This window comes from Williamsia sp. Leaf354, from assembly GCF_001424365.1.
Lineage (GTDB): Bacteria > Actinomycetota > Actinomycetes > Mycobacteriales > Mycobacteriaceae > Williamsia_A.
In genome coordinates this window covers 613,545-636,341 of record NZ_LMPL01000005.1, presented here as the reverse complement: position 1 = coordinate 636,341, position 22,797 = coordinate 613,545, and the positions used below count along the sequence as shown (strand labels likewise).

The following is a 22,797-nucleotide window of genomic DNA, read 5'->3' as shown; positions in this document are numbered from 1 at the left end:
CAACGAAACGAGAGATCCACGATGAGAACAGAATTGACCGAACGCTTCGGGATCGAGTACCCGATTTTCGGGTTCACCCCGTCCGAGCACGTCGCCGCGGCGATCAGTCGAGCCGGTGGCATGGGTGTGCTGGGGTGTGTGCGGTTCAACGAGGCCGACGAACTCAACCGCGTGCTCGAGTGGATGCACGAGAACACCGACGGCAAGCCGTTCGGTGTCGACATCGTGATGCCGGCCAAGATCCCCACCGAGGGAACACAGGTCGATCTGGACTCGATGATCCCCGACGAGCACCGCGCGTTCGTCGAGCGCACGCTCGACGAACTGAAGGTGCCGCGACTGCCGGGCGAAGAACGGGTCAACGCCGGCGTCCTCGGGTGGCTGCACTCGGTGGCCCGATCGCATGTGGACATCGCGATGGAGCACGCCGACCGCTACGGCCAGATCAAGCTCATCGCCAACGCTCTGGGCTCACCGCCCAAGGACGTCATCGACAAGTCGCACGACCACGGGGTGTCGGTCGCCGCGCTGGCGGGCGCGAAAGCCCATGCGCTGCATCACGTCGACGCGGGGGTGGACATCGTCATCGCCCAGGGATACGAGGCGGGCGGCCACACGGGCGAGATCACCTCGATCGTGCTGTGGCCCGAGATCGTCGACGCGGTCGAGGGCCATGCGTCGGTCCTCGCCGCCGGTGGCGTCGGCAGCGGACGGCAGATGGCCGCCGCACTCGCCTCGGGTGCCCAGGGTGTGTGGATGGGCTCGTACTGGCTGACCGCGGCCGAGTACCGACTCGGCGCCCACGGAGACGGTCCGACCGTCATCCAGGAGGCGCTGCTCGCCGCGACATCACACGACACGGTGCGCCGCCGCATCTACTCGGGCAAACCCGCACGCCTGCTCAAGACCAAATGGACCGACGCCTGGGACGCCGCCGATGCGCCTGAACCGCTGCCCATGCCGCTGCAGAACATCCTCGTGAGCGAGGCCCACGCCCGGATCTCGGCCGCCGACGACGCCAGCGTCGTGGCCATGCCGGCGGGTCAGATCGTGGGGCGGATGAACGCCATCACGCCGGTCGCCGAACTCATCGACGGACTCGTCGCCGAGTACGAGCAGACCGTGGCGCGCCTGTCGACCACGGTCGCCGAGCGTTCACCCGCCTGACGGGTGGTAGCGGCGGGTGCCGCGGTCGAGCGTCCACGTGGGGTCGATCGCGGCACCGGCCAGTTCCCGTTTGAGGACCTTGAACGTCGCGGTGCGCGGTAGCTCGTCGACGACACAGACGTGGTGGGGCCACTGTTTGGGGCCGAGATCGGTCTGGGAGGCGAGGAACTCCGCAAGGTCGTCGGGGTCGAGTGCGTCGCCCACCAGTGACGCGACGATCTCGTCGCCGACGTCGGCGCCCACGCCGTAGACCGCGGCCAGCCGGATCCGGTCGTGGCGGAGCAGGATTCGCTCGATCGGTCCGGTGGCCAGGTTCTCGCCGTCGACGCGCACCCAGTCGCCGAGACGGCCGGCGAAGTGGATGTAGCCCGCGGCGTCGACCCAGCCGAGATCGCCCGTGTGGTAGATCCCGCCGCGCATCCGCTCGTCGGAGGCATCGCGATCTCCGAAGTACCCCGTGAAGAGTCCAGGTCCGGAGGTGTTGACGATCTCGCCGATCTCGTCTGTGCCGCAGGGTGTCCCGGTCTCGGTGTCGACGATGGCGACGGGCGCCACCAGGGGGCCCAGTGCCTCGGGTGGGGTGTCGGGGGTCCGCGCGATCGCGACGCCACCCTCGGTCGACCCGAAACCGTCGACCACCCTCACCCCGAAACGGCGCTCGAATTCCACGATGTCCCGTGGTGAGGCCTCGTTGCCGTAGACCACGCGCAGCGGGTTCTCGGCGTCATCGGTTCGCTCGGGGGTGGCGAGGATGTAGCTCAGCGGTTTGCCCACGTAGTTGGCGTAGGTGACGCCGTAGCGGCGGACGTCGTCGAGGAAATTGCTCGCCGAGAACCGACGTCGCAGGGCGATCGACGCTCCCGCGGCCACCGCGACGCTCCAGCCGGCGATGATCGCGTTCGAGTGGAACATCGGCATCGACAGGTACACGACGTCGTCGTGACCGAGCGCGAACCGCTCGGCCAGCATCACCCCGGCACCGGCGAACTTGCTGTGGTCGCAGCGCACCGCCTTCGGCTCACCGCTGGTCCCCGAGGTGAAGATCAACATCAACAGATCCGCGGGCGCCGGTGCTGCATCGCGGCGATCCGCCGGTGTGTTCGCAGCCTGATGCAGCCGATGCGCCCATGCGGGAGAGGCGATGTCGATGACCGGCACCGACGGCCCCAGGTCGATGTCGCCGAGCAGATGCGCGGTGTCGGGGGAGTGCAGGACGAGCCCGCAGTCGGCGGTCACGATGTCGCGGTGCAGCGCCGCGCCGCGTCGCGTGGTGTTCAGCCCGACCAGCACGAGGCCGTCGAGGGCGGCCGCACACAGCAACAGTCCGAACTCGGGCACGTTGTCGAGCAACACGGCGACATGCGGCGGTCGATCCGGGTCGAGACGCGCCCGCACCGCACGCGACCACACGCGAGCCTGCGCGAGATGGGCACGCCACGAGGTGAACTCGCCCTCGAACCAGACGCCCGAGGTCTCCGTGTCGGTGAGCTGCGCGAGGAGGTCGGCGATGGTGGGCGTGGTCAGGCCGGCTCCGCCGCCAGGACGTGACCGATGCGTCGCAGCGCCGCGGTGGCCGAGCCGAGTGCGAACTCGTTCTGCTTGGCCCGCAGGAAGTAGCGGTGCAACGGGTGGCTGGTGTCGATGCCGACACCGCCGTGGACGTGGACCGCGGTGTGCGCCACCCGGTGTCCGGCGTCGGCGGCCCAGAACTTCGCCGTGGCGAGCTCGGTCTCGGCGGGCAGTCCCTCGCCGACGAGGTACGCCGCCTGCACGACGGTCAGCTTCGCCGCCCGCACGTCGATGTAGGCATCGGCGAGACGCTGCGCGACCGCCTGGAACGAGCCGATCGGTCGCCCGAACTGTGTGCGTTCCCGGCCGTAGGTGGCGGTGAGATCCAGTGCGCCTGCGACGACACCGGCCTGTTCGGCGCACTGCGCCAACGTCATACGGTCCACCAGCGCCACCACGGCCTCACGCCGACCCAGGACCGCGTCGTCGCCGAGGGTGACATCGGCGAACTCGATCAACGCCGTCGGGACCAGTCCCGTGGTGCGCGCCGCACTGATCGTCACGCCCGGTGCGTCGGTCGGCACGATGACCGCGACGAGGCCGTCGTCGCTCGCGGCGGTGACGATGACCGCCGCGGCGGTCTCGGCGAACGGCACCGACACCTTGCACCCGTCGATCACCCACCGGTCGCCCTGGCGGCGGGCCGAGGTCGTCGGGGCCAGGGGATCGTCGGCGAGTTCGTCGTCGATCGCGACGGTCACCACGGTGGTCCCGTCGCACATACCGCTCAGCCAGCGGTCGGCGAGCGCGCCGCCGGCGGCCGCCACCGCGGGCAGCGCCGCGATCGAGTGCGGACCGAACGGGACCACGGCGAGGTGCCGGCCCAGCTCCTCGGCGACCGCGACGTTCTCGGCCGCACCCAGTCCGGCACCCCCGGCGTCCTCGGTCGCCTCCAGCGCGAGGAGTCCGGCGTCGGCGAGTGCGCGCCAGAGCTGGTCGTCGACCGCGGCGCCCGAGGTCTCGAGCTCGGCGATCCGTTCCGGGGTCGAGATCTTCGCGGCGATGTCGCGGGCGAGGCCGGTGAGATCGGTACTCGCCTCGGTGGGTCGGAAATCCATGTTGCGCCCTAACGCTTTTGAGGAGGTTGGCCGAGCGCGAGCATCGCGATGATGTCGCGTTGGATCTCGTTGGTGCCGCCACCGAAGGTGAGGATGAGCGACGAGCGGTGGAACCGTTCGATCCGTCCCATCAACGCCGCGCCCGGTGACCCGCGCCGCAGGGTCGCGGCAGGACCGAGCACCTCCATCAGCAATCGGTAGGCCTCGGTGGCGAACTCGGTGCCGAACACCTTCGTGGCCGACGCGTCGGCCGGCGACGGCGAACCTCCCTGGGTCGCCTCCGAGGCGATGTTCCAGTTGATGAGCTTGAGGAACTCCACCTTGGCGTGGACCCGTGCGAGATTGAGCTGCACCCACTCGGCGTCGATGACCCGCTGACCGTCGGCCCGCTTGGTCTCCTGCGCCCAGCGTCGCGTCTCGAGCAGTGCCTGCTGGATCGGTGCCGCCGAACACAGTGCGACGCGCTCGTGGTTGAGCTGGTTGGTGACCAGCGGCCAGCCGCCGCCCAATTCGCCGACGAGCGCCGACTTCGGTACGCGCACATCGGAGTAGTAGGTGGCACTGGTGTCGACCCCGGCCATCGTGTGCACCGGAGTGTAACCGAAGCCCTCGGCGTCGGTGGGCACGATCAGCATCGAGATGCCCTTGTGCTTGGAGGCGTCAGGGTCGGTACGACACGCCAGCCAGATGTAGTCGGCGTACTGGATGAGGCTGGTCCACATCTTCTGGCCGTTGATCACGAACTCGTCGCCGTCGGCGACGGCGGTGGTGCGCAGTGACGCCAGGTCGGTGCCGGCCCCTGGCTCGGAGTACCCGATCGAGAAGTGCAGCTCGCCCGCGGCGATGCGGGGGAGGAAGTACGACTTCTGCTCGTCGGTACCGAAGTTCATGATCGTCGGCGCCACGGAGTTGATGGTCAGGAACGGCACCGGGACACCGGCGATGGCGGCTTCGTCGGTGAAGATGAGCTGATCCATCATCGGCCGGTTCTGGCCGCCGTACTCGGTGGGCCAGCCCAGGGCCAGCCATCCGTCGGCGCCCATCTGGGCCACGACCTCGCGATAGACGTCGCCCTCGCCGACCTCTCCGGAGTCCGACGCGAGCGCAGCGCGCCGCGCCGGCGTCATCAGTGCGGCGAAGTAGGTCCGCAGTTCGCGACGGAGCTCTTCCTGTGCCTCGGTATAGGCGATGCGCATCGGTGCTCCATGAGACGATTGGACTCGGACGTTCCAACTGCGGTCACCAGCCCTGAGTGTGCGCAGTTCTGTAACACGTTCTAGCGTTTGTCAGCGTAGCGCGTCAACACCGCGCCGTGATCCGAGGAGTCTGAACAAGATGCGTATCAAGGCCGATTTCGACCTCTGTGAGTCCAACGCCGTGTGTGTCGGGATGGCACCCGACGTGTTCGATCTCGATGACAACGATTACCTGGTGATCCTGCAGGAAGAGGTGCCCGAGGACCGTCTCGACGAGATGCGTCAGGTGGTCGCCAACTGCCCGAAGGCGGCACTGTCGATCGAGTGACGTCTCAGGGCTGCCCGCGACCGGGCGACGCAACCCCAGACGCTTGACATTCGGGCGAAATTAGAACAGGTTCTAGCCCGTGGGTGCACTCGAGGGACGCGTAGCTGTTGTCACCGGCGCTGCCGCCGGCCTGGGCCGTGCGGAGGCGATCGGGCTCGGCGCGCTCGGCGCCACCGTCATCGTCAACGACCTCGCCGGGGCGCTGGACGCCAGCGACGTCGTCGACGAGATCGCGGCGCACGGCAGCAAGGCCGTGGCCGTCGCGGGCGACATCTCCGACTCGGCGACCGCGACGGAGATCATGCGTGTCGCCGTCGAGGACAACGGCGCGCTCGACATCGTCATGAACAACGCCGGTGTGGTGCGCGACCGGATGCTGTTCAACATGTCCGATGACGACTGGGATCTCGTGGTCGCGGTCCACCTGCGCGGGCACTTCCTGCTGACCCGCAACGCCGCCGCGCACTGGCGGTCGGCCTCGAAGGCGGCGGGCGCCCCGGTGTACGGGCGCATCATCAACACCTCGTCGGAGGCCGGGCTGCTCGGTCCCGAGGGGCAGGCCAACTACGGCGCCGCGAAGGCGGGCATCACCGCTCTGACGCTGTCGGCCTCGCGCGTCCTCGCGAAGTACGGCCCCACCGCCAACGCCATCTGTCCGCGTGCCCGCACCGCGATGACGGCTGCGGTGTTCGGGGAGGCGCCCGAGGGCGAGGTCGACCCCCTGTCGACCGACCACGTGGTCTCCCTCGTCGGCTTCCTCGCCGGCCCCGAGTCGGCGTCGGTGTCGGGACAGGTGTTCGTCGTCTACGGCCCGAAGGTGACCCTGATGGCCGCGCCGACCGTCGCCGAGACGTTCACCGCACCGGGTGCGGCGTGGGATCCCGACGATCTCGCATCCACGGTCGGGCGGTACTTCGACGGCCGCGACGCCGGCGTCACCTTCTCCGCCGCCCAGGCTCTTGCGCAGTGAGCCGGTGAACCGCCCGGCCACCAATTGGACGCATGCTAAGTTCAGCTCGTCGGAGATCGTCGATCGCGACGATGCGCCGATCACTGCAGTTCAGGCCGTTATCGGCGGCAATCGGAAAACGGTCATGAACGTAACTAGAACACGTTATAGTTGCCGGACCTCAGGCGGAGCGGGGCCGATCCGGGGTACGTCCCGCGGTACACCGTTGTGTGAGGAGAGTCGGTGAACGCACGCCTGGCGGCTCCCTTCGTCGGAGTCGGCGATTTCGTCGCCCTCGCGGTGGCGACCGCCCGCGAGTTGCCGCGGCGACCGTTCCAGACCCGCGAGACGATCGAGCAGTCGTGGGCCATCGCCCGGGTCTCGATGGTGCCGACCGTCCTCGTCGCGATCCCCTTCACCGTGCTCGTCAGCTTCACCCTCAACATCCTGCTGCGCGAGATCGGCGCGCAGGACCTCTCCGGTGCCGGCGCGGCGCTGGGCACCATCACCCAGATCGGCCCCATCGTCACCGTGCTCATCGTGGCCGGTGCCGGCGCGACCGCCATCTGCGCCGACCTCGGGGCCCGCACCATCCGCGAGGAGATCGACGCCCTCAAGGTGCTCGGCATCGACCCGATCCACCGTCTGGTGGTGCCGCGAGTGATCGCCTCCACCGGCGTCGCGGTGCTGCTCAACAGCCTGGTGTGCACCATCGGTCTGGGCGGCGGCTTCGTGTTCTCGGTGTATCTGCAGGATGTGAACCCGGGTGCCTTCATCGCGAACCTCACGCTGCTCACCGGATTCGGCGAGCTCGTCATCTCGATGGTGAAGGCGGCCCTGTTCGGGCTTTTCGCCGGCCTCGTCGGCTGCTACCGCGGCCTCAACGTCAAGGGCGGCGCCAAGGGCGTCGGCGACGCGGTCAACGAGACCGTCGTCTACTCGTTCATGGCGCTGTTCGTGGTCAACGTCGTGGTCACCGCCGTCGGCCTGAAGGCGACGGGGTAGCGCCATGGTCCTGGGACACAGCATCTTCGTGCGCGCCTCGCGCTCGAGCGCACGCGCGACCGGTGAGTGGGATCGCATCGGCGACCAGGCGATGTTCTACTACGACAGCATCGCGGCGATCCCGCGCGCGGTGCGGTTGTACAAGAAGGAGACGCTGCGTCTCATCGCCGAGATCTCCATGGGCACAGGTGCGCTGGCGATGATCGGCGGCACGGTGGTCGTCGTCGGGTTCCTCACCCTCTTCACCGGCGGCACCATCGCGGTGCAGGGGTACAGCTCGCTGTCGAACATCGGCGTCGAGGTGCTCACCGGGTTCTTCTCGGCGTTCATCAACGTGCGCATCGCCGTGCCCGTGATCTCCGGGATCGCGCTCGCGGCGACGATCGGGGCCGGGGCCACCGCGCAGCTCGGCGCCATGCGCGTCAGCGAGGAGATCGACGCGCTGGAGTCGATGGCGATCTCGTCGATCCCGTACCTCGTGAGCACACGCATCGTCGCGGGCCTGATCGCGATCATCCCGCTCTACGCGCTGGCCTCGGTCGCCTCGTTCCTCGCCAGCCGGTTCGCGACGGTGTTCATCTACGGCCAGTCCTCGGGCGTCTACGACCACTACTTCTCGACGTTCCTCATACCCTCGGACATCCTGTGGTCCTTCGTGCAGGCGATCTGTATGGCCGTGGCGGTCATGATGATCCACACCTACTACGGCTACAACGCCTCCGGCGGCCCGGTCGGTGTCGGCATCGCGGTGGGCAACGCCGTGCGCGCCTCGCTCGTGGTCGTCGTCGTGATCACCCTGCTCCTCTCGCTCGCCATCTACGGCGCCGACGGGAAGTTCAACCTCTCGGGGTAGGCAGATGATGACGACAACACACCCCACGCCGGCGCCGGGACCTCGCGCATGAGGACCGAGCACTCGACGACGCAGCGCCGCATCGGTGCACTGGTCCTCGTCACGGTCATCGTCGCGGCGTTCGCGCTCGCGGTCATGCAGTTCAACAACACCTTCCGCTCGACGTCGGGTGTCACGTTGACCGCCGACCGCACCGGGCTCGTGATGAACCCCGACGCCAAGGTGCGACTGCGCGGGGTGACCATCGGGCGCGTCACGCGGATCAGCCCCCAGGGCGATCGCGTGCAGCTCGACCTCGACATCGACACCGACCAGCTGAACAAGGTCCCCGCCAACGTCGAGGCCCAGATCCGTTCCAACACCGTGTTCGGCGCCAAATCGGTGGATCTCGCCCTGCCCGCCGATCCGTCGCCGGCACGCCTGCGGGCCGGGTCGACCATCGCCGCCGACCGGGTGCAGGTGGAACTCAACACCGTGTTCGCGCGGCTCGTGGACGTGCTGGCGAAACTGCAGCCGGAGAAGTTGAACGCCACCCTCGGCGCCATCGACACGGCGCTGTCGGGCAAGGGCGATCAGATCGGTCAAGGGCTCGACGACCTGTCGAAGCTGCTGCAGCGCACGAATCCGACCCTGCCGGAACTGAACCGCACCATCCGCGCCACCGCGACCGTCACCGACACCTACGCCGACGCCTTCCCCGACCTGTCCCGCGTCATCGACAACCTGACCCGCACGGGCAACACCCTGGCCGATCGCTCGACGAACCTCGATGCGTTGCTGGTGAACACGACCGGCCTCGCCGACACGGTGAACGGCATCGTCGCGCCGAAGAAGGCCACGATCATGACCGCGCTGAGCAACCTCGACCCGGTGTCGCAGCTGCTCGGCTACTACTCGCCGGGACTCGCCTGCTTCCTGCGTGCCACCGACGGTGCCGGCCGCAAGGCGCTGCCCATCTTCGGCGACAAGACCGGCTACCTCTCGCTCAACGCCGGCGTGCTGCCCGGCAAGGAGCCCTACCGCTACCCCGAGGACCTGCCGAAGGTGGGCGTGCAGGGCCCGCCGACGTGCGCGTTGGGGTTGTCGGACATCAACGCCACCGCCCACGCCCCGTTCTACGTGGGCGACACCGCTCCGCAGCCCTACCAGCCCCGCACCACGCCGAAGGCCGACCCGCGCAAGCTGTTCCAGATCATGTTCGGACCGGTGCCCCGTGGCTGAGTACCGGACGCGGCGTGACCGCGTGTTCCGTGCGACCGCGATCAAGCTCGGTGTGTTCGCTGTGGTGATGCTGCTCATCTTCGTCGGTCTGGTGGTGGTGTTCAGTCAGTACCGGTCGGGGTCGACCAACGGCTACAGCGCGACCTTCAGCAGTGCCTCGCAGATCAAGCCGGGCAGCAAGGTGCGGATCGCGGGCGTCGAGGTGGGATCCGTCGGTGACGTGACCCTCACCCGCGACAACGCCGCGAACGTCGACTTCACCGTCGACCGCCAGTACCGTCTCCCGACCTCGGTGCAGGCGATGATCCGGTACGAGAACCTCACCGGCGACCGATATCTCGAACTCGGTGAGGGCACCGGCAACCCCTCGCAGCTGTTGCCCGACGGTGGCCACATCCCCGAGTCGCAGACCGAACCCGCACTCGACCTCGACAAACTGCTCGGCGGTTTCAAGCCACTGTTCAAGACCCTCAAGCCCGCCGAGGTCAACCAACTGTCGGGATCGCTCATCGCGGTGTTCCAGGGGCAGGGGCCGGCACTGAACCAGCTCCTCGCCAGCACCGCGTCGTTCACCAACACCCTCGCCGACCGCGACCAGTTGATCGGCGAGGTCGTCGACAACCTCAACGCGACACTCGGCACGATCGACGACGACAAGTCCGGCCTCGACACCTCGCTGGATCGGCTGCAGCAGTTGATCTCCGGGTTGTCGTCGCAGCGGGACACCGTCGGTCGGGCGATCACCGACACCTCGGCGCTCACCAACGACCTCGCGGGCCTGCTCGACACCAACCGCCCGAACCTCAAACGTGTGGTGTCCGAGACCGGTCAGGTGTCCGAGCAGGTGCTCTCCGACGAGCCGTTCGTCCGTGGGCTCCTGCAACGGTTCCCCGGCGACTTCAAGGCCCTGAGCAATCTCGGCAGTTACGGTGCGTGGCTGCAGATCTGGCTGTGCCGCGTCGACATCTTCTTCACCGGTCCCGACCACAAGGAGATCGTCTACCGTTCGCTGGACAACACCGGCAACAACGTCAACCCGGGCGGGAGGTGTGCGACCCCGAAATGACCACCGTCAGCAAGTTCGACACCCCTCGTTCCCGCGCCCGGATCGGCATCATCGGCGTGGTCGTCACCGCCCTGGTGGTGATCGTCGCGCTCCAGGTCGACAAGCTGCCCTATCTGTCGACGGGCAGCGTCTACACCACCTACTTCGACGACGCCGGTGGCCTGAGAACCGGTGACGTGGTGGTGGTCTCGGGTGTCGATGTCGGCACCGTCGCGGGCATCGGTCTCGCCTCGACGCGCGACGGCACCAAGGCGAAGATCAGTTTCAGCATGAGCGACACCGTCGCGGTCGGACTCGACAGCCAGGCGTCGATCAAGACCGAGACCGTGCTGGGCCGCCGCAATCTCACGATCACCCCACGGGGGTCGGGACGCCTCGAACCAGGCGGCGAGATCCCCAACCGCAACACCGTGGCGCCGTACTCGCTCACCGACGCCCTCGACGACACCACGACGACTCTCGAACAGACCGACCCCGCGCAGCTCAACGATGCGCTGAACACGGTGTCGGCGGCCTTCGCCGACACCCCGGGCGAGGTGCGGGGCGCGGTGGACGGTGTCGCGCGGCTGTCGAAGTCGATCAACGACCGCGACGACGCACTGCGCCAACTCCTCTCGCGCGCCGACAGCGTGACCGGTGTCGTGGCCAAGCGCAGCGGTCAGATCAACGAGCTGCTCGTCGACGCGAACGCGCTGCTCGGCGAACTGCAGACCCGCCGGTTCGCGATCGGCCAACTGCTGCAGGGGATCAAGAACGTCACCGCCGAGGTGAGCGGGTTCATCGCCGACAACAACGCGCAGCTCACGCCCGTGCTCACCAAGCTCGACGGGGTGACGAAGATCCTCACCGACAACAGCGACAACCTGAAGCAGACCCTCGATCGGCTGGGCCCCTACGCCAACGTCCTGGGTGAGGCCGTCTCCAGCGGCCCCTACTTCTCGTCGCTGGTCGGTGTGCCCAGCTTCGGCGACTACACCTCGCTGTTCCTGAACCTGTTGCAGCAGAAGTACCCCGAGGCGGCCAAGGCGCTGGGCTACACCGGGCTCTTCCCGCCGAAGCTGTTCCTGCGCCCCGATCAGGAGAGCGACCCGGACCGGTCGATCCCCGAGAACGGCACCCCACGGGACGGGGGTCCGTCATGAGCAGGTACCTACCGGGCCGTCGCCTGTGGCAGATCGCCATCGCGCTGCTGATCATCGTCGTGCTCGCCCTCGCCGGCTACATCGGCTACCAGAAGGCCTTCTACAAGAGCTACACCGCGTACTTCACCGAGGTGAACAACCTCTATCCCGGTGATCCCGTCAAGGTGCTCGGTGTCGACGTCGGCACGGTCGGTTCGGTGACGCCGCGGTCGGGAGACGTGAAGGTGCGCTTCGACGTCGACCGCGATGTCGACGTCCCGCGCACGGTCTCGGCGGTCATCGTGGCGCCCAGCTTGGTGACGGGCCGGTTCATCCAGCTCTCGCCGGTGTACGCGGGCGGGCCGCAGCTGGCCACGGGCTCCGACATCCCGATGAACCGCACCGCGGTGCCGGTCGAGTGGGACGACATCAAACGCGAGCTCACCCAGCTCACCACCGCCGTCGGCCCGAAGGGCGCCGACGAGGGGTCGGTGGCGCGACTGGTGAACACCGCCGACGCCAACCTCGAGGGCAACGGCACCGCGATCCGCGGTTCGGTCGCGCAGCTGTCCGACCTCGCCTCGACACTGGCCAACAGCCGCGGCGACCTCTTCGCCAGCATCCGCAACCTGCAGACGCTCACCGATGCGCTCTCGAAGAGCCACGAGGACCTGGTGCAGTTCAACGGCCGCATCGCGTCGGTGAGCCAGGTGCTCGCCGACAACACGGCCAATCTCGACGGCGCGCTCACCAACCTCGACTCCGCGCTCACCGACCTGAAGTCGTTCATCGACACCAACGGCCAGAAACTGAGCGAGTCGGTCGGGCGGCTGTCGAACGCGACGTCGATCCTCGCGCAGAAGGACGAACAGATCCGCGGTCTGCTGCACTCGGCACCGACGCAGCTGTCGAACTTCTACAACATCTACAACCCGCTGACCGGTTCCCTCAGCGGCGTCTTCGGTCTCGGACAGTTCGGCAACCTCGTCGACCTCCTGTGCGGCACCCTGGCCGGCAACGACCGCCCCGGGACATCGCAGGCCGACGTGACGAAATGCGTCGACGTGCTCGGGCCCATCCTGTCGTCGATCTCGATCAACTACCCACCGGCGCTGATCAACCCGGTGAGCGGGATCAACGCCCGGCCCAACCAGATCCAATATCAGAACTCCAGCGTGAAGGCGCGCGCCCAGCAGGGGATCGTCCAGCAGGACGCGGCGACGCGACGCTCCTACGGCGGCAACGTCGGGTTGGCGAACCTGCTTGTCCCGTTCGGGGGCCAGGGATGACGCGGCGGGGCGCTGTGATGCGCCGTCTCGCCGTGGCGGTGTCGTGTGCCGCCGTCCTCGCCACGTCGGCGTGCTCGTTCCAGGGCCTCAACTCGCTGCCCGTCCCGGGCGCGCAGGGCACCGGCGACGGTTCGTTCCGTGTCACCGCGCTGATCCCCAACGCCGCCAACCTCGTCCAGAACGCGCCGGTCCTCATGAACGACGCCACCGTCGGCAGTGTCGGTGCCATCACCGTGCGCGACTGGAAGGCCCTGGTGACGCTGCGGCTCAACAAGGGCACGCGCATCCCGGTCGGTTCGCATGTCATGGTCGGGATCACCAGCGTCCTCGGATCGCTGAACCTGCAGGTGGTGCAACCGGATTCGCCGACGCAGGGCTTCCTGCGCGACGGTCAGGAGATCCCCGCCTCGCAGTGCCCCACGCAGGACAACATCGCCGCGCCGACCACCGCGAAGCCGGTCGCCGACATCACCTCCGCGCAGCAGGTCGCCCAGTGCACCTACCCGACGGTCGAGCAGGTCCTCAGCTCGCTGTCGGTGGTGCTCAACGGTGGCGGTCTCTCGCAGATCGGCGACGTGATCCACGAACTCAACGCGACGCTCGGCGGCCGTCAGGAGACCATCCGGGCACTGATACCGCGACTGACGACACTGGTGACCGACCTCGATCGCCAGCGCGGCAACATCATCAGCGCGGTGGAGGGACTCGATCGACTGAGCAGCAGCTTCAACGCCCAGAGCGACACCATCGACCGGGCGTTGGCCGACGGTCCGCGGATCCTCAAGGTGCTCGTCGACCAGCGGGTCCACCTCACCGACACCCTGGCCTCGGTCGGGCGCCTGAGCCGCAACACCGACGACATCCTCAAGGCCAACGGCGACGACCTGACCACGATCGTGAAGAACCTCGTGCCGGTGCTCGATCAGCTGCAGGCCAGCGGGAAATCGCTGACGCAGTCGCTGAACATCCTCGTCACCTTCCCGTTCGCCGAATCGGTGATCCCGAAGATCGTCAAGGGCGACTACGTCAACGCGGTCATCAATCTCGACCTCACCAACGGCAGGCTCTCGCGGGGAGTGTTCGCCAGCATCGGCGCGGCGGCACCGTCGGCCGTCTACGGACCCGAGGCGGTGCTCGGCAGCCCGGCGGGCGCGGCCAAGCGAGGCGCGAACCCGTTCACCGCACCTCTGCGAGAGGACGCGCCGGAGGTGAAGGGCCGGTGACCATCTCACGATTCGTACGCATGCAGCTGATCATCTTCTCGATCATCACCGTGATCTCGCTCGTCGTCGTCGGGTTCTTCTACATCCAGGTGCCCGCCATGTTCGGCATCGGCCGCTACTCGGTGGCCGTGGAGTTGCCGAGCACAGGCGGCATCTATCCCAACGCCAACGTCACCTATCGCGGTGTCACCGTCGGCAAGGTGTCGTCGGTGACGCTGACCTCGACCGGGGTCCGCGCCGAGCTGTCGATCGACAGCGATCGGAAGATCCCGGTCTCGTCGACGGCGTCGGTGCAGAGCGTCTCGGCGGTCGGTGAGCAGTTCGTGCAGTTCATGCCCGACGCCGACGCGTCGGGGGACTCGCGTGACCTCGTCGACGGGTCGGTGGTCCGCGACGGCCAGGTGCCGACCGAGGTGTCGACGCTGCTCGACCGGTCGAACGCGTTGTTGGCGAAGGTGCAGAGCACCAAGCTGCGACGGGTGCTCGACGAATCGTTCAACGCCTTCAACGGTTCCGGCGAGGATCTGCAGCGCCTGCTCGACTCGCTGACGCTGTTCGCCGACGAGGCGAACAAGAACTCCGAGCAGACCGCGAAGCTCGTCGAACAGGCCGCGCCGCTCCTCGAGACACAGACGGCGACCGTCGGCGCCATCCGGCAGTGGACGTCGAACGTCGCGCGGTTCACCGACCAGTTGCGGGCGAACGACCCCCAGCTGCGCGACATCCTCGCGAAGGGGCCCGGCGTCACCGATCAGGCGCAGGAACTGTTCGCCTCGATGGACCAGAGCCTGCCGCTGCTGTTCGACAACCTCGCCACCGCCGGTCGCACCCTCGCCGTGTATTTGCCGAACCTGCAGCAGGTGCTCGTGCTGTACCCGCGACTGATCCAGGCGCTCATCACCGCCATCAACACCGAGGACCCCCGCAAGGGCGCGAACGTCGACTTCGCCCTGGGGTTCCAGGACCCGGGTGTGTGCACCGTCGGCTTCCTGCCCGCCGAGGACCGCCGCCCGGCCTCGACGATGACGTCGCGGGATCTGCCGCCGGGGCTGCTGTGCCGGGTGCCGCAGGACTCGAACCTCGCGGTGCGCGGCAGCCGCAACTTCCCGTGCGTCGAGTTCCCCGGGCGCCGGGCGTCGACCCCGGAGGAATGCCGCGAGGGGTACAAGCCGCTCGCGGAGAACGTGCCGTTCCCCAAGGGGATCCCCGGTGTCACCGGACTGCCGAACGGACAGCTCACCCCGGCGACGCCGTCGTCGTTCGACGGCGCTCCAGCCGTCTACGGTGCGGCGTACGATCCGGGGTCGGGTTCCGCGATCGGTCCCGACGGCAAGACCTACACCGTCGGTGGACTCGGCGCGGGGACATCGTCGCAGGGAGGAAGCGCCACATTGCAGAGCCTCATCACCGGGACCGTGCAGCGATGAGCGACGACGCCGACCGTTCACGCACCCGACGCCGGGTGCGACGGCCCGCGGGTCCGCCCGTCGGCGGCGCCCCGGGATCGACGATGACCGCCCCGACCGCGCGTCCGTCGTCGACGACGGTGCCGCGCAAGAGTTCGCCCGTCGGCAAGCTGCGCAAAGCGACACCCGCGGCCACCGCTCCGGTGGCCACGGCGCCGGCGGTCGCGGAGTCGGCCGTGACCACGACGCGGGGTGCCGCGCTCGGCTACCGGCAGCGCCGCACGGCGGTCACCACGGCCCGCAGCGGCATCGACCGGTCTCGACTCGGACTGCTCCTCGCGGGTGGTCTCGGTGCGGTCGTCCTCGTCGCGCTGGTCGTCGCCTCCACGCTGTTCGCGGTCAACACCTCGTCGATCGACGAGGCGTCGACGCAGCGGGCGCAGTACGCGGCGTTCGCGCGTCAGATGATCGTCAACCTGACCTCGTTGAGCCCCACCACCATCGACACCGCCGTCGACACGTTCCAGAACGACACCAGCGGCAAGGCCCTGCAGCAGCTGCAGGACACCATGCAGCAGACGACCGACCTCATCAAGACCCAAGGCGTCAGCACCAAGGGCACGATCCTCTCCGACGCGGTCGTCGACAGCGATGCCGATTCCGCGACCGTGTTGATCGTCTCGGGCTGGACCATGAAGAATCCCACCCAGCAGAATCCGACGCCGGCTCAGGGCTCGTCGGTCCCGCCGGTCACGGGTGACGACACCGTGGTGCAGACCTTCCGCTGGAAGGTGGTCGTCACCAAGATCAACGGCGCGATGAAGCTGACCGACATCGAGTGGGTGACGTGATGGCACCGCAGGTGTTGCGGTCGACGCGGGCGCGGATCGTGACCGGCGTGATGGTGGTCCTGATCATCGCCGCCGCGGCCGCCACGACGGTGCTGGGTCTGCGATGGTCGTCCGCCGTCGACGACCGGGACGCACGCACCTCCGCGCTGGACGCCGGAAAGCGCTATGCGACGGTCATGTTCGGCTTCACCCCGGCCGATGTCGACGCCAACGTCGCGGCCGCGAAGAGCGCCCTGGTCGGCAACGCCCGCACCACCTACGACCAGATCATGGCCGGCAGTGACCTGTCTGCACAGGTGAAGAAGCAGAAGGTGAACTCGACGGTCTCGATCCAGCAGGCCGGCGTGGTGTCGGCCGACGCGAATCGCGCCGTGGTGCTGATCTTCATGAACCAGTCGGTGGTGCGCGGCGACACCCAGCTGGTGCGCGTCGAGCCGAGCCGGGTGCAGTACTCGATGCGCAAGTCCGGCGACCGCTGGCTGATCGACGACATCGCCGTCATCACCGACGACTCGCTGCGCGACAAGCTCCATCTCGGCCCGCCGCCCTCGACCTCGTCGGCCCCGACCCCGGCACCGTCGAGTAGCGCGCCCGCCCCGGCGCCCTGAGGTCCCGGACTCAGCTGCTGCCGAGCACCCGATCGAGTTCGAGGACGCGGTAGAGGTCGCCGACCATCCGCCGGGTGTTGAGGAGCTCCTCGACGCGGCGACGCCCGTTGTGACCGTGTTCGGCGGCGAGTGCGGGGTCGTCGAGGTATCGCCCGATCGCCTGCGCGAGCCCGCGGTCGTCCCCCTCGGCGACCATCGTGCCGGTCACGCCGTCGATGACGTAGTCCTCGAGGCCGGGGGTGTGCGTGATGACGACGGGGCGTCCTGACGCCATGGCCTCCATCGCGACCGTCACACCGGACACGTGCACGTTGTGTGTCGTGCTGACGACCACGACGGCGCTACGCGCATAGAGGTCGCGGACCTCGGTGGCACTCATCATCGGCACCAACTCGAGCCAGTCCGGGGTCTCCGTCGCACGACTCTGGATGAGGAACTCGCTGTGCTGATGGCTGTCGCGCACTCGGTCGAGGGCGCGGAACAGGACGTCGGGGTCCCGGTGACGATCGACCCCCAGGCTGACGACGGTCTGCGCATCGGGATACGGCGTCGGCGTGAAGAACTCGGCGTCGATACCGAAGTGCACGAAGTCCACACGCACACCGGGCAGCATCTGTTCGAGCGGATCGACCTGTGCCCGGGAGTTGACGAAGATCGAGTCCATCTGACGCAGGACCCGAGTGGCCGCCCACACCAGCGGAGGGTCGGTCCGCTTGATCATGTCGTTGACCCAGATGGCCCCGCAGTGGTTGCGCTCGGACCGGTCGCGCATCAGCAGGCGCTTGGCCGCACCCTCGTCCCAGGCGATCGACACGCGCGCGGTGGGATCGCCGGTGCGCGTGGATGTGGTCGGCGCGATCAGCTGGCGGATCTCCTCGCCGGCCGACAGCGGCGCGTTGTCCTTGTGGACGACGTCCACGCCGAGGTCGGCGAACTGGTTCAGCCCGTAGGGCCAGAGATCGGGGACCTGGCCGTCCGCCGAACCGCGACGCAACCATCGCTCGACGCCGCGCTCGGCGTCGTAACAGACCTTGAGATCGTGCACGGCGTCGCCGGCGATCAGCTGATGCCGACCAGATCGACCACGAACACGAGAGTCGATCCGCCGGGGATGGGCCCGGAGTCCGAGGCGCCGTAGCCCAGTGCGGGCGGGATCACGATCTCGCGGCGGCCGCCGACCTTCATGCCCTCGATGCCCTGGGCGAAGCCGGGAACCACGCCGCTCAGCGGGAACTCGACGGGTGCGTCGCCGCTCTTCCAGGACGCGTCGAACACCTCGCCGTTGGTGTACAGGGCGCCGGTGTAGCGCACGTTGACGGTGTCGCCCGACGCGGCGACCTTGCCGTTACCCGCGACGAGATCGGCGATCAGCAGATCGGACGACGGTGTCCCGGTGCCGGCCGCGATCTTCGCCTCCTTGGAGGTGTCGGTCGCGTTCTCGGTGATCGCCGGGATGCCGGCCGACCCGGGGGTGCCGCTGCGCGGTGCCGCGGCCGGGGTGGTCGCCTGCGTGCCGCCGTCGGACGCGGCGGTGGTCTCGGTGGCCGATGTCGCCGCGGTGGACGAGGCCGACGCCGAGTCCGACGAGTCGTCGCCACACCCGGCGAGGACGCCCATCGCGACACACGCTGCGAGAACCGAACTCGAGATCGTCACACTTCGCCGCACAGGGATGTCCATTTCGTCGCAGGATCAGATGTCGCCTGCGACGGTAGCGCAGCGGAGGGGTTCAGCTCTCCGGGGTGTAGCCCATCGGCAGGATGATCGACTTGTGCTCGAGGTAGGACTCGAGTCCCTCGCGACCGTTCTCGCGGCCGATGCCGGAGTTCTTGTAGCCGCCGAACGGAGACGCCGGGTCGATCGCATACCAGTTGATGCCGAGCGTGCCCGTGCGGATCCGTCCGGCGAGCTCGATGCCGCGCTCGACGTCGGCGGTCCAGATCGCCCCGGCGAGCCCGTACTCGGAGTCGTTGGCGATGTCGACGGCCTCGTCGACGGTGTCGTAGTCGATGATCGACAGCACCGGCCCGAAGATCTCCTCGCGCGCGATGGTCATGTCGTTGGTGACGCCGGTGAACACCGTCGGGCTCAGGAAGTAGCCCGACTCGAGGCCCTCGGGCCGCCCGCCGTCGAGGGCGAGCGTGGCGCCCTCCTCGGTGCCGGTGCGGATGTAGCCCTCGATCTTGTCGCGCTGCTTCTCGGTGATGATCGGTCCCAGTCGCGCTTCCGGGTCGCCCGGCTTGCCCGGGGTCATGGCGGCGGCCGCGGCCACGACGGCGTCGACGATCTCGTCGTGGCGTGAGCGCGGCACCAGGATGCGGGTCTGTGCGACGCACGCCTGCCCGGTGTTGAACAGGCCGTAGAAGGCGAGCATCGCGGCGATCTCGTCGACGTTCACGTCGTCGAGCACGATGGCTGCGGACTTGCCGCCGAGCTCGAGCTGGCAGCGCTTGAGCAGTGCACCGCAGCGCGACCCGATCACGCGGCCGGCCGCCGTGGAGCCGGTGAAGGTGATCTTGTCGACGCCTGCGTGCTCGACGAGCGCCTTGCCGGTCTCGACGCCGCCGGTGACCACCGACAGGACACCCTCGGGGACGCCGGCCTCGGCGAAGATCTCGATGAGGTACAGCGCCGAGATCGGTGTCTCGGGTGCGGGTTTGAGGACCACCGAGCAACCGGCGGCGAGCGCGGGACCGAGCTTGTTGCACATGAGGAACAGCGGCACGTTCCACGCCGTGATCGCGCCGACGACCCCGACGCCCTCGCGCTCGATGCGGGTGGTGCCGAACAGGCCGGTGCGATGCTCGACCCACGGGTACTCGCGGGCGGCGGCGGCGTAGGCGCGCAGCACACCGGTGCCGGGGAGCTGCTGCAGCATGCCGACGTCGGAGGGCATCGCGCCCATCTCGGCGGAGACCAGTGCCTGGATCGCCTCGCCGCGCTCGTCGATCAGGTCCGCGACCCGGTCGAGCACGTCGGCGCGTTCTGCGGGCGACCGTCGGCTCCACACACCGGATTCGAAGGCGCGTCTTGCCGCGGTGACGGCGGCGTCGATGTCGACGGCGTCGCCGTCGGGCGCGCGACCCACCCGCTCACCGGTCGCGGGGGAGTACACGTCGAGCGTGGCCGTCGAGTGCGGTGCAGTCCACGTTCCCCCGATGTAGAGGGTGTCGTGGTCGTGCGCGGAATCGGCGCGGGGATCAGACGGGGCGGTCGCGACGGTGTCGGTCATTGCGGGATGCTCCAGTGCGGTCGAGGGTGGTCCTGCTCACACCGATACTAGAACACGTTCCAGTTTTCTGGTCCCGGGTCAGTCCATCAACTGGAACTGGATCGCGGCGGACACCGATTCGACCGCCTCCGACAGCACGGCGATCCGCTCGAGCGGCGACGGCGCGGCGAGGATCGCGTACCGGTCGGCCTGCCCGAGGGGGAGTTGACCCGCCCAGCCGAACGACCGGTCGACGTCTCCGTAGACGGTGTCGTCGAACACCGCGTCGGATCGACCCGCGGTACGCACCAGCTCGAAGAGGGACCGGATGCTCGCGGCGACCTCGGTGTACTGCGCCTCCAGGCTCTCCGAGTCACCGACGGTCGTGATCGCCTCGTCGGGGAAGTCCTCGACGATCGCCCTGGGGTACGGATCGTCGGGCAGCCATTCGAGGACGCGGACGCGGTCGGTGCCCACGCAACGCAGTAACGCGCGGCCATCGTCCTTGATGTGGTGTTCGACGATGTTCGCATCCGTCGCCACCGAATGCCGTTCGTCGCCACCACCGAGCTCACGCCCACGCTCGATCAGCACCACGCCGAACGAGGGATTGTCCGAGCGAAGACATTCGGCGAGCATCTCGCGGTAGCGCGGCTCGAAGATCTGCAGCGGCAGGATCTCACCGGGCAGCAGCGCCATGCCGAGTGGGAACATCGGCGTCGGCGAACCGGGTGACACTGCCATGGGTCAACGGTAGACCTGCTCGCCGCTTCGAGTAACCCACCTGCGAGAAGTCACACTGTGAAGTTGTCAAGGTTCGAGTGCATCTCGTTGTCCGAGTGCACTTTCGGGCCGAGATGTCAGGCGGCGGTGAGCCGGTCGTCGAGCTGCAGGGTTCGCCGGTTGTACGCGGGTAGGGGTCGTCGGAATGGATCTATCGAGGCGGGTGGGATCAGCCACGGGTGGCGGTCGTGCCCCATGACGACGTCCCAGCCGGAGTGGTGCACCGCGGTGTGGCAGCTCCGACAGAGCAGGCAGCCGTTGTCGACGGTGGTGGGCCCGCCGTCGGCGAAGTGGACGATGTGGTGGCAATCGGTCCACGACGCGGGCGCTCCGCATTTCACACAAGACTGATCGCGCCACTCGATCTGTTTCCGGACTGCGCCTGTGAACAGTCGCCTCGTGGCCGATATGTCCAGCGGCGCGCCGTCGAGGTCGTGACCGATTCCGGTCACCGCGGCGTCGCAGGAGGCCAGTTTCGCGGCGAAGTCGCTGATCGGTCCCATCCACTGCAACCGTGCGGCGGTGCTCTCGGAATCGAGATCCGCCACGCCGACGGGCATGGTGAGGATCAGTTCCGACCGAGGTGGCGCGGGCGCGGACTCCACCGCGAAGTTCCGTGTCCCGCACTCGATGAGCTGGGCGAATGCGTCGGCGCGTCGAAGCGCGGCCGGCCTCGGGTCGTCCGATCCGTCGGGCTCCGGGCGCGGCTTCGACCCCGCATCGATCGCCGACACCAACCGTTCGGCGGTCACGGCGTCGAGGTCGAATTCGCCGCGGAGTCGACCGTCGGCAGTTCGGGTGTACCCCATGTCGTTGAGCACCGGATTCTCGGCGACCGGGATCGACTCGTCCTCGGGGTCCGCGGTGGCGGTGTGCTCGATCGCGGCGGCGCGAGCACGGGAGAGTACTTCTGCCGGACTCGCGCCGGCCGTCGCCGTGGCGGTGAGGCTGCGTTCGACCCGGTCGATGAGATCTGATCCGATCGGTTCGCCCGTCCGCCGCGCGACGTGATCGATGCCGCGGACGATCGCATCGACGTGTTCCGACGACAGCGACCCGTCGCGACTGAGGCGGGTGAGTCCCTCGACCACTCCGATCGCGCGACCGACGCGGATGTATCGCGATGCCGCTGCGGGCGCGGCGCCGTTGCGGCACAACACTTCACGCTCGGACATTCCCGATCGCTTGGCGGTCCCCACGCGCGCGGCCTGCGCCGCCAGTCGTGCGAGTGCGTCATCGACCACCGATCGCAGCAACAACGCGCCACGGATGGCGTCGACGATGTCCTCGTCGACATCGGCCACGACGGTCTCGCGTGTGGCGATGTCATCGACCAGAGAGGTCGCGAATTCTGTGAGAGTTCCCCCGAACATGCATTCGATCGTATATGCGTCAGAGTGGTTGCGCAAGGCCTCTGAAGATGAAAAATGTTGGGGGACAGTTGAATTCGCAGATCCCAGTGTCGCCGCTACTTGGACGTTCCGAACCTCGATCCGGTTCCCGTCGCGCGCCGAGAATTTCTGGTTGAGTCATCGACATGGACGGGTCATCACGCGCGGCGATCGGAGCGGCCTACGACGTGGTCGCCGACTCGTACGCGAAACTGCTGCCCGACAGCTCGTTCGAGTCTCCGAGCGACCTGGATGTCCGTGGGATCGATGTGTCCGAGGAAGTGGTGCGCATCTCACGGAGCCGCCACCCGACGTGTCGCGTCGACCAGGGCGACATCGCGCGGATCCACCTGTGATGATCACGCGTTCGACTGAGTCCTCGCGTGGTATCCGGTGTGATCCACACCGCGCCCGAGGATCGTCATGCCCCTCTCGCCGAGTTCGCTCGGGTGCTGAGCCCGGGCGGCTGCGTCCTTGTCGGGTTCCGAGCGGGAGCCACGCG

General features: G+C 68.2%; 22 protein-coding genes. 14 read left to right on the top strand and 8 right to left on the bottom strand.

Going from position 1 to position 22,797, the window contains the following annotated elements:
* Positions 1 to 21 precede the first annotated feature (21 nt).
* Positions 22 to 1,167 (top strand): NAD(P)H-dependent flavin oxidoreductase, encoded by a 1,146-nt coding sequence (locus tag ASG12_RS19565; RefSeq protein ID WP_045821854.1) that lies wholly within the window; start codon positions 22 to 24, stop codon positions 1,165 to 1,167.
* Here ASG12_RS19565 and ASG12_RS19560 read toward each other — a convergent pair.
* The 3 genes from ASG12_RS19560 to ASG12_RS19550 are packed head-to-tail and all read right to left on the bottom strand — an operon-like array spanning position 1,156 to position 4,990.
* The gene (locus ASG12_RS19560) at positions 1,156 to 2,691 is read right to left on the bottom strand and encodes a long-chain-fatty-acid--CoA ligase (protein WP_055793892.1); all 1,536 of its coding nucleotides are present in this window, start codon (positions 2,689 to 2,691) and stop codon (positions 1,156 to 1,158) included. The two genes, ASG12_RS19565 and ASG12_RS19560, sit on opposite strands and share 12 nt — an antisense overlap.
* Positions 2,688 to 3,794, bottom strand: a complete 1,107-nt coding sequence (locus ASG12_RS19555; RefSeq protein WP_055793305.1) for an acyl-CoA dehydrogenase family protein — start codon at positions 3,792 to 3,794, stop codon at positions 2,688 to 2,690. Before ASG12_RS19555 ends, ASG12_RS19560 begins: the two co-directional genes overlap by 4 nt.
* Positions 3,795 to 3,802: 8 nt before the next feature.
* Positions 3,803 to 4,990: an acyl-CoA dehydrogenase family protein gene (locus ASG12_RS19550; RefSeq protein ID WP_055793302.1), complete on the bottom strand. Its 1,188-nt coding sequence runs from the start codon at positions 4,988 to 4,990 to the stop codon at positions 3,803 to 3,805.
* 139 nt (positions 4,991 to 5,129) lie between these two features.
* Here ASG12_RS19550 and ASG12_RS19545 point away from each other — a divergent pair, with 139 nt between their 5' ends.
* The 12 genes from ASG12_RS19545 to ASG12_RS19490 all read left to right on the top strand — a co-directional run bounded on the left by ASG12_RS19545 (position 5,130) and on the right by ASG12_RS19490 (position 16,910).
* A complete protein-coding gene (locus ASG12_RS19545) occupies positions 5,130 to 5,318 on the top strand; it encodes a ferredoxin (protein WP_045821857.1) in 189 nt (62 codons plus the stop codon).
* 79 nt (positions 5,319 to 5,397) lie between these two features.
* Entirely contained in the window at positions 5,398 to 6,288 is an 891-nt protein-coding gene (locus ASG12_RS19540) for a 3-oxoacyl-ACP reductase (protein ID WP_055793299.1), read from the top strand.
* A gap of 222 nt (positions 6,289 to 6,510) precedes the next feature.
* Entirely contained in the window at positions 6,511 to 7,272 is a 762-nt protein-coding gene (locus tag ASG12_RS19535; RefSeq protein ID WP_045821859.1) for an MlaE family ABC transporter permease, read from the top strand.
* Between the two features lie 4 nt (positions 7,273 to 7,276).
* Positions 7,277 to 8,125, top strand: coding sequence for an MlaE family ABC transporter permease (locus ASG12_RS19530; protein ID WP_055793296.1), 849 nt, complete (start codon positions 7,277 to 7,279; stop codon positions 8,123 to 8,125).
* A 48-nt stretch (positions 8,126 to 8,173) separates the two neighbouring features.
* The gene (locus tag ASG12_RS19525; RefSeq protein WP_082502172.1) at positions 8,174 to 9,346 is read left to right on the top strand and encodes an MCE family protein; all 1,173 of its coding nucleotides are present in this window, start codon (positions 8,174 to 8,176) and stop codon (positions 9,344 to 9,346) included.
* Positions 9,339 to 10,412 (top strand): MCE family protein, encoded by a 1,074-nt coding sequence (locus tag ASG12_RS19520; protein ID WP_055793293.1) that lies wholly within the window; start codon positions 9,339 to 9,341, stop codon positions 10,410 to 10,412. The genes ASG12_RS19525 and ASG12_RS19520 overlap by 8 nt, the downstream gene beginning before the upstream one ends.
* Positions 10,409 to 11,554: an MCE family protein gene (locus tag ASG12_RS19515; RefSeq protein ID WP_055793290.1), complete on the top strand. Its 1,146-nt coding sequence runs from the start codon at positions 10,409 to 10,411 to the stop codon at positions 11,552 to 11,554. The genes ASG12_RS19520 and ASG12_RS19515 overlap by 4 nt, the downstream gene beginning before the upstream one ends.
* Positions 11,551 to 12,822, top strand: coding sequence for an MCE family protein (locus ASG12_RS19510; protein WP_055793287.1), 1,272 nt, complete (start codon positions 11,551 to 11,553; stop codon positions 12,820 to 12,822). Before ASG12_RS19515 ends, ASG12_RS19510 begins: the two co-directional genes overlap by 4 nt.
* A 17-nt stretch (positions 12,823 to 12,839) precedes the next feature.
* Positions 12,840 to 14,045 carry an MCE family protein gene (locus tag ASG12_RS19505; protein ID WP_156378195.1) on the top strand — a complete coding sequence of 402 codons (1,206 nt, stop codon included), beginning with the start codon at positions 12,840 to 12,842 and terminating at the stop codon, positions 14,043 to 14,045.
* Positions 14,042 to 15,472, top strand: a complete 1,431-nt coding sequence (locus ASG12_RS19500; RefSeq protein WP_055793281.1) for an MCE family protein — start codon at positions 14,042 to 14,044, stop codon at positions 15,470 to 15,472. Before ASG12_RS19505 ends, ASG12_RS19500 begins: the two co-directional genes overlap by 4 nt.
* Positions 15,469 to 16,302 carry a hypothetical protein gene (locus ASG12_RS19495; protein ID WP_055793279.1) on the top strand — a complete coding sequence of 278 codons (834 nt, stop codon included), beginning with the start codon at positions 15,469 to 15,471 and terminating at the stop codon, positions 16,300 to 16,302. The genes ASG12_RS19500 and ASG12_RS19495 overlap by 4 nt, the downstream gene beginning before the upstream one ends.
* Entirely contained in the window at positions 16,299 to 16,910 is a 612-nt protein-coding gene (locus ASG12_RS19490) for a hypothetical protein (protein ID WP_156378194.1), read from the top strand. The genes ASG12_RS19495 and ASG12_RS19490 overlap by 4 nt, the downstream gene beginning before the upstream one ends.
* Positions 16,911 to 16,920: 10 nt before the next feature.
* Here ASG12_RS19490 and ASG12_RS19485 read toward each other — a convergent pair whose 3' ends face one another.
* The 5 genes from ASG12_RS19485 to ASG12_RS19465 all read right to left on the bottom strand — a co-directional run bounded on the left by ASG12_RS19485 (position 16,921) and on the right by ASG12_RS19465 (position 22,277).
* On the bottom strand, positions 16,921 to 17,955 hold the full coding sequence (locus ASG12_RS19485; RefSeq protein ID WP_055793276.1) for a glycosyltransferase family 4 protein: 1,035 nt from the start codon (positions 17,953 to 17,955) through the stop codon (positions 16,921 to 16,923).
* Between the two features lie 14 nt (positions 17,956 to 17,969).
* Positions 17,970 to 18,527 (bottom strand): FKBP-type peptidyl-prolyl cis-trans isomerase, encoded by a 558-nt coding sequence (locus ASG12_RS19480; protein ID WP_082502234.1) that lies wholly within the window; start codon positions 18,525 to 18,527, stop codon positions 17,970 to 17,972.
* Positions 18,528 to 18,639: 112 nt separating this feature from the next.
* On the bottom strand, positions 18,640 to 20,142 hold the full coding sequence (locus ASG12_RS19475; RefSeq protein ID WP_055793271.1) for an aldehyde dehydrogenase: 1,503 nt from the start codon (positions 20,140 to 20,142) through the stop codon (positions 18,640 to 18,642).
* Positions 20,143 to 20,220: 78 nt separating this feature from the next.
* Entirely contained in the window at positions 20,221 to 20,865 is a 645-nt protein-coding gene (locus tag ASG12_RS19470; RefSeq protein ID WP_235457620.1) for an LON peptidase substrate-binding domain-containing protein, read from the bottom strand.
* Positions 20,866 to 20,981: 116 nt separating this feature from the next.
* Positions 20,982 to 22,277, bottom strand: a complete 1,296-nt coding sequence (locus tag ASG12_RS19465) for an HNH endonuclease (RefSeq protein WP_055793269.1) — start codon at positions 22,275 to 22,277, stop codon at positions 20,982 to 20,984.
* 164 nt (positions 22,278 to 22,441) lie between these two features.
* Here ASG12_RS19465 and ASG12_RS19460 point away from each other — a divergent pair, with 164 nt between their 5' ends.
* Positions 22,442 to 22,651, top strand: coding sequence for a hypothetical protein (locus tag ASG12_RS19460; protein ID WP_055793267.1), 210 nt, complete (start codon positions 22,442 to 22,444; stop codon positions 22,649 to 22,651).
* Positions 22,652 to 22,797 lie beyond the last annotated feature (146 nt).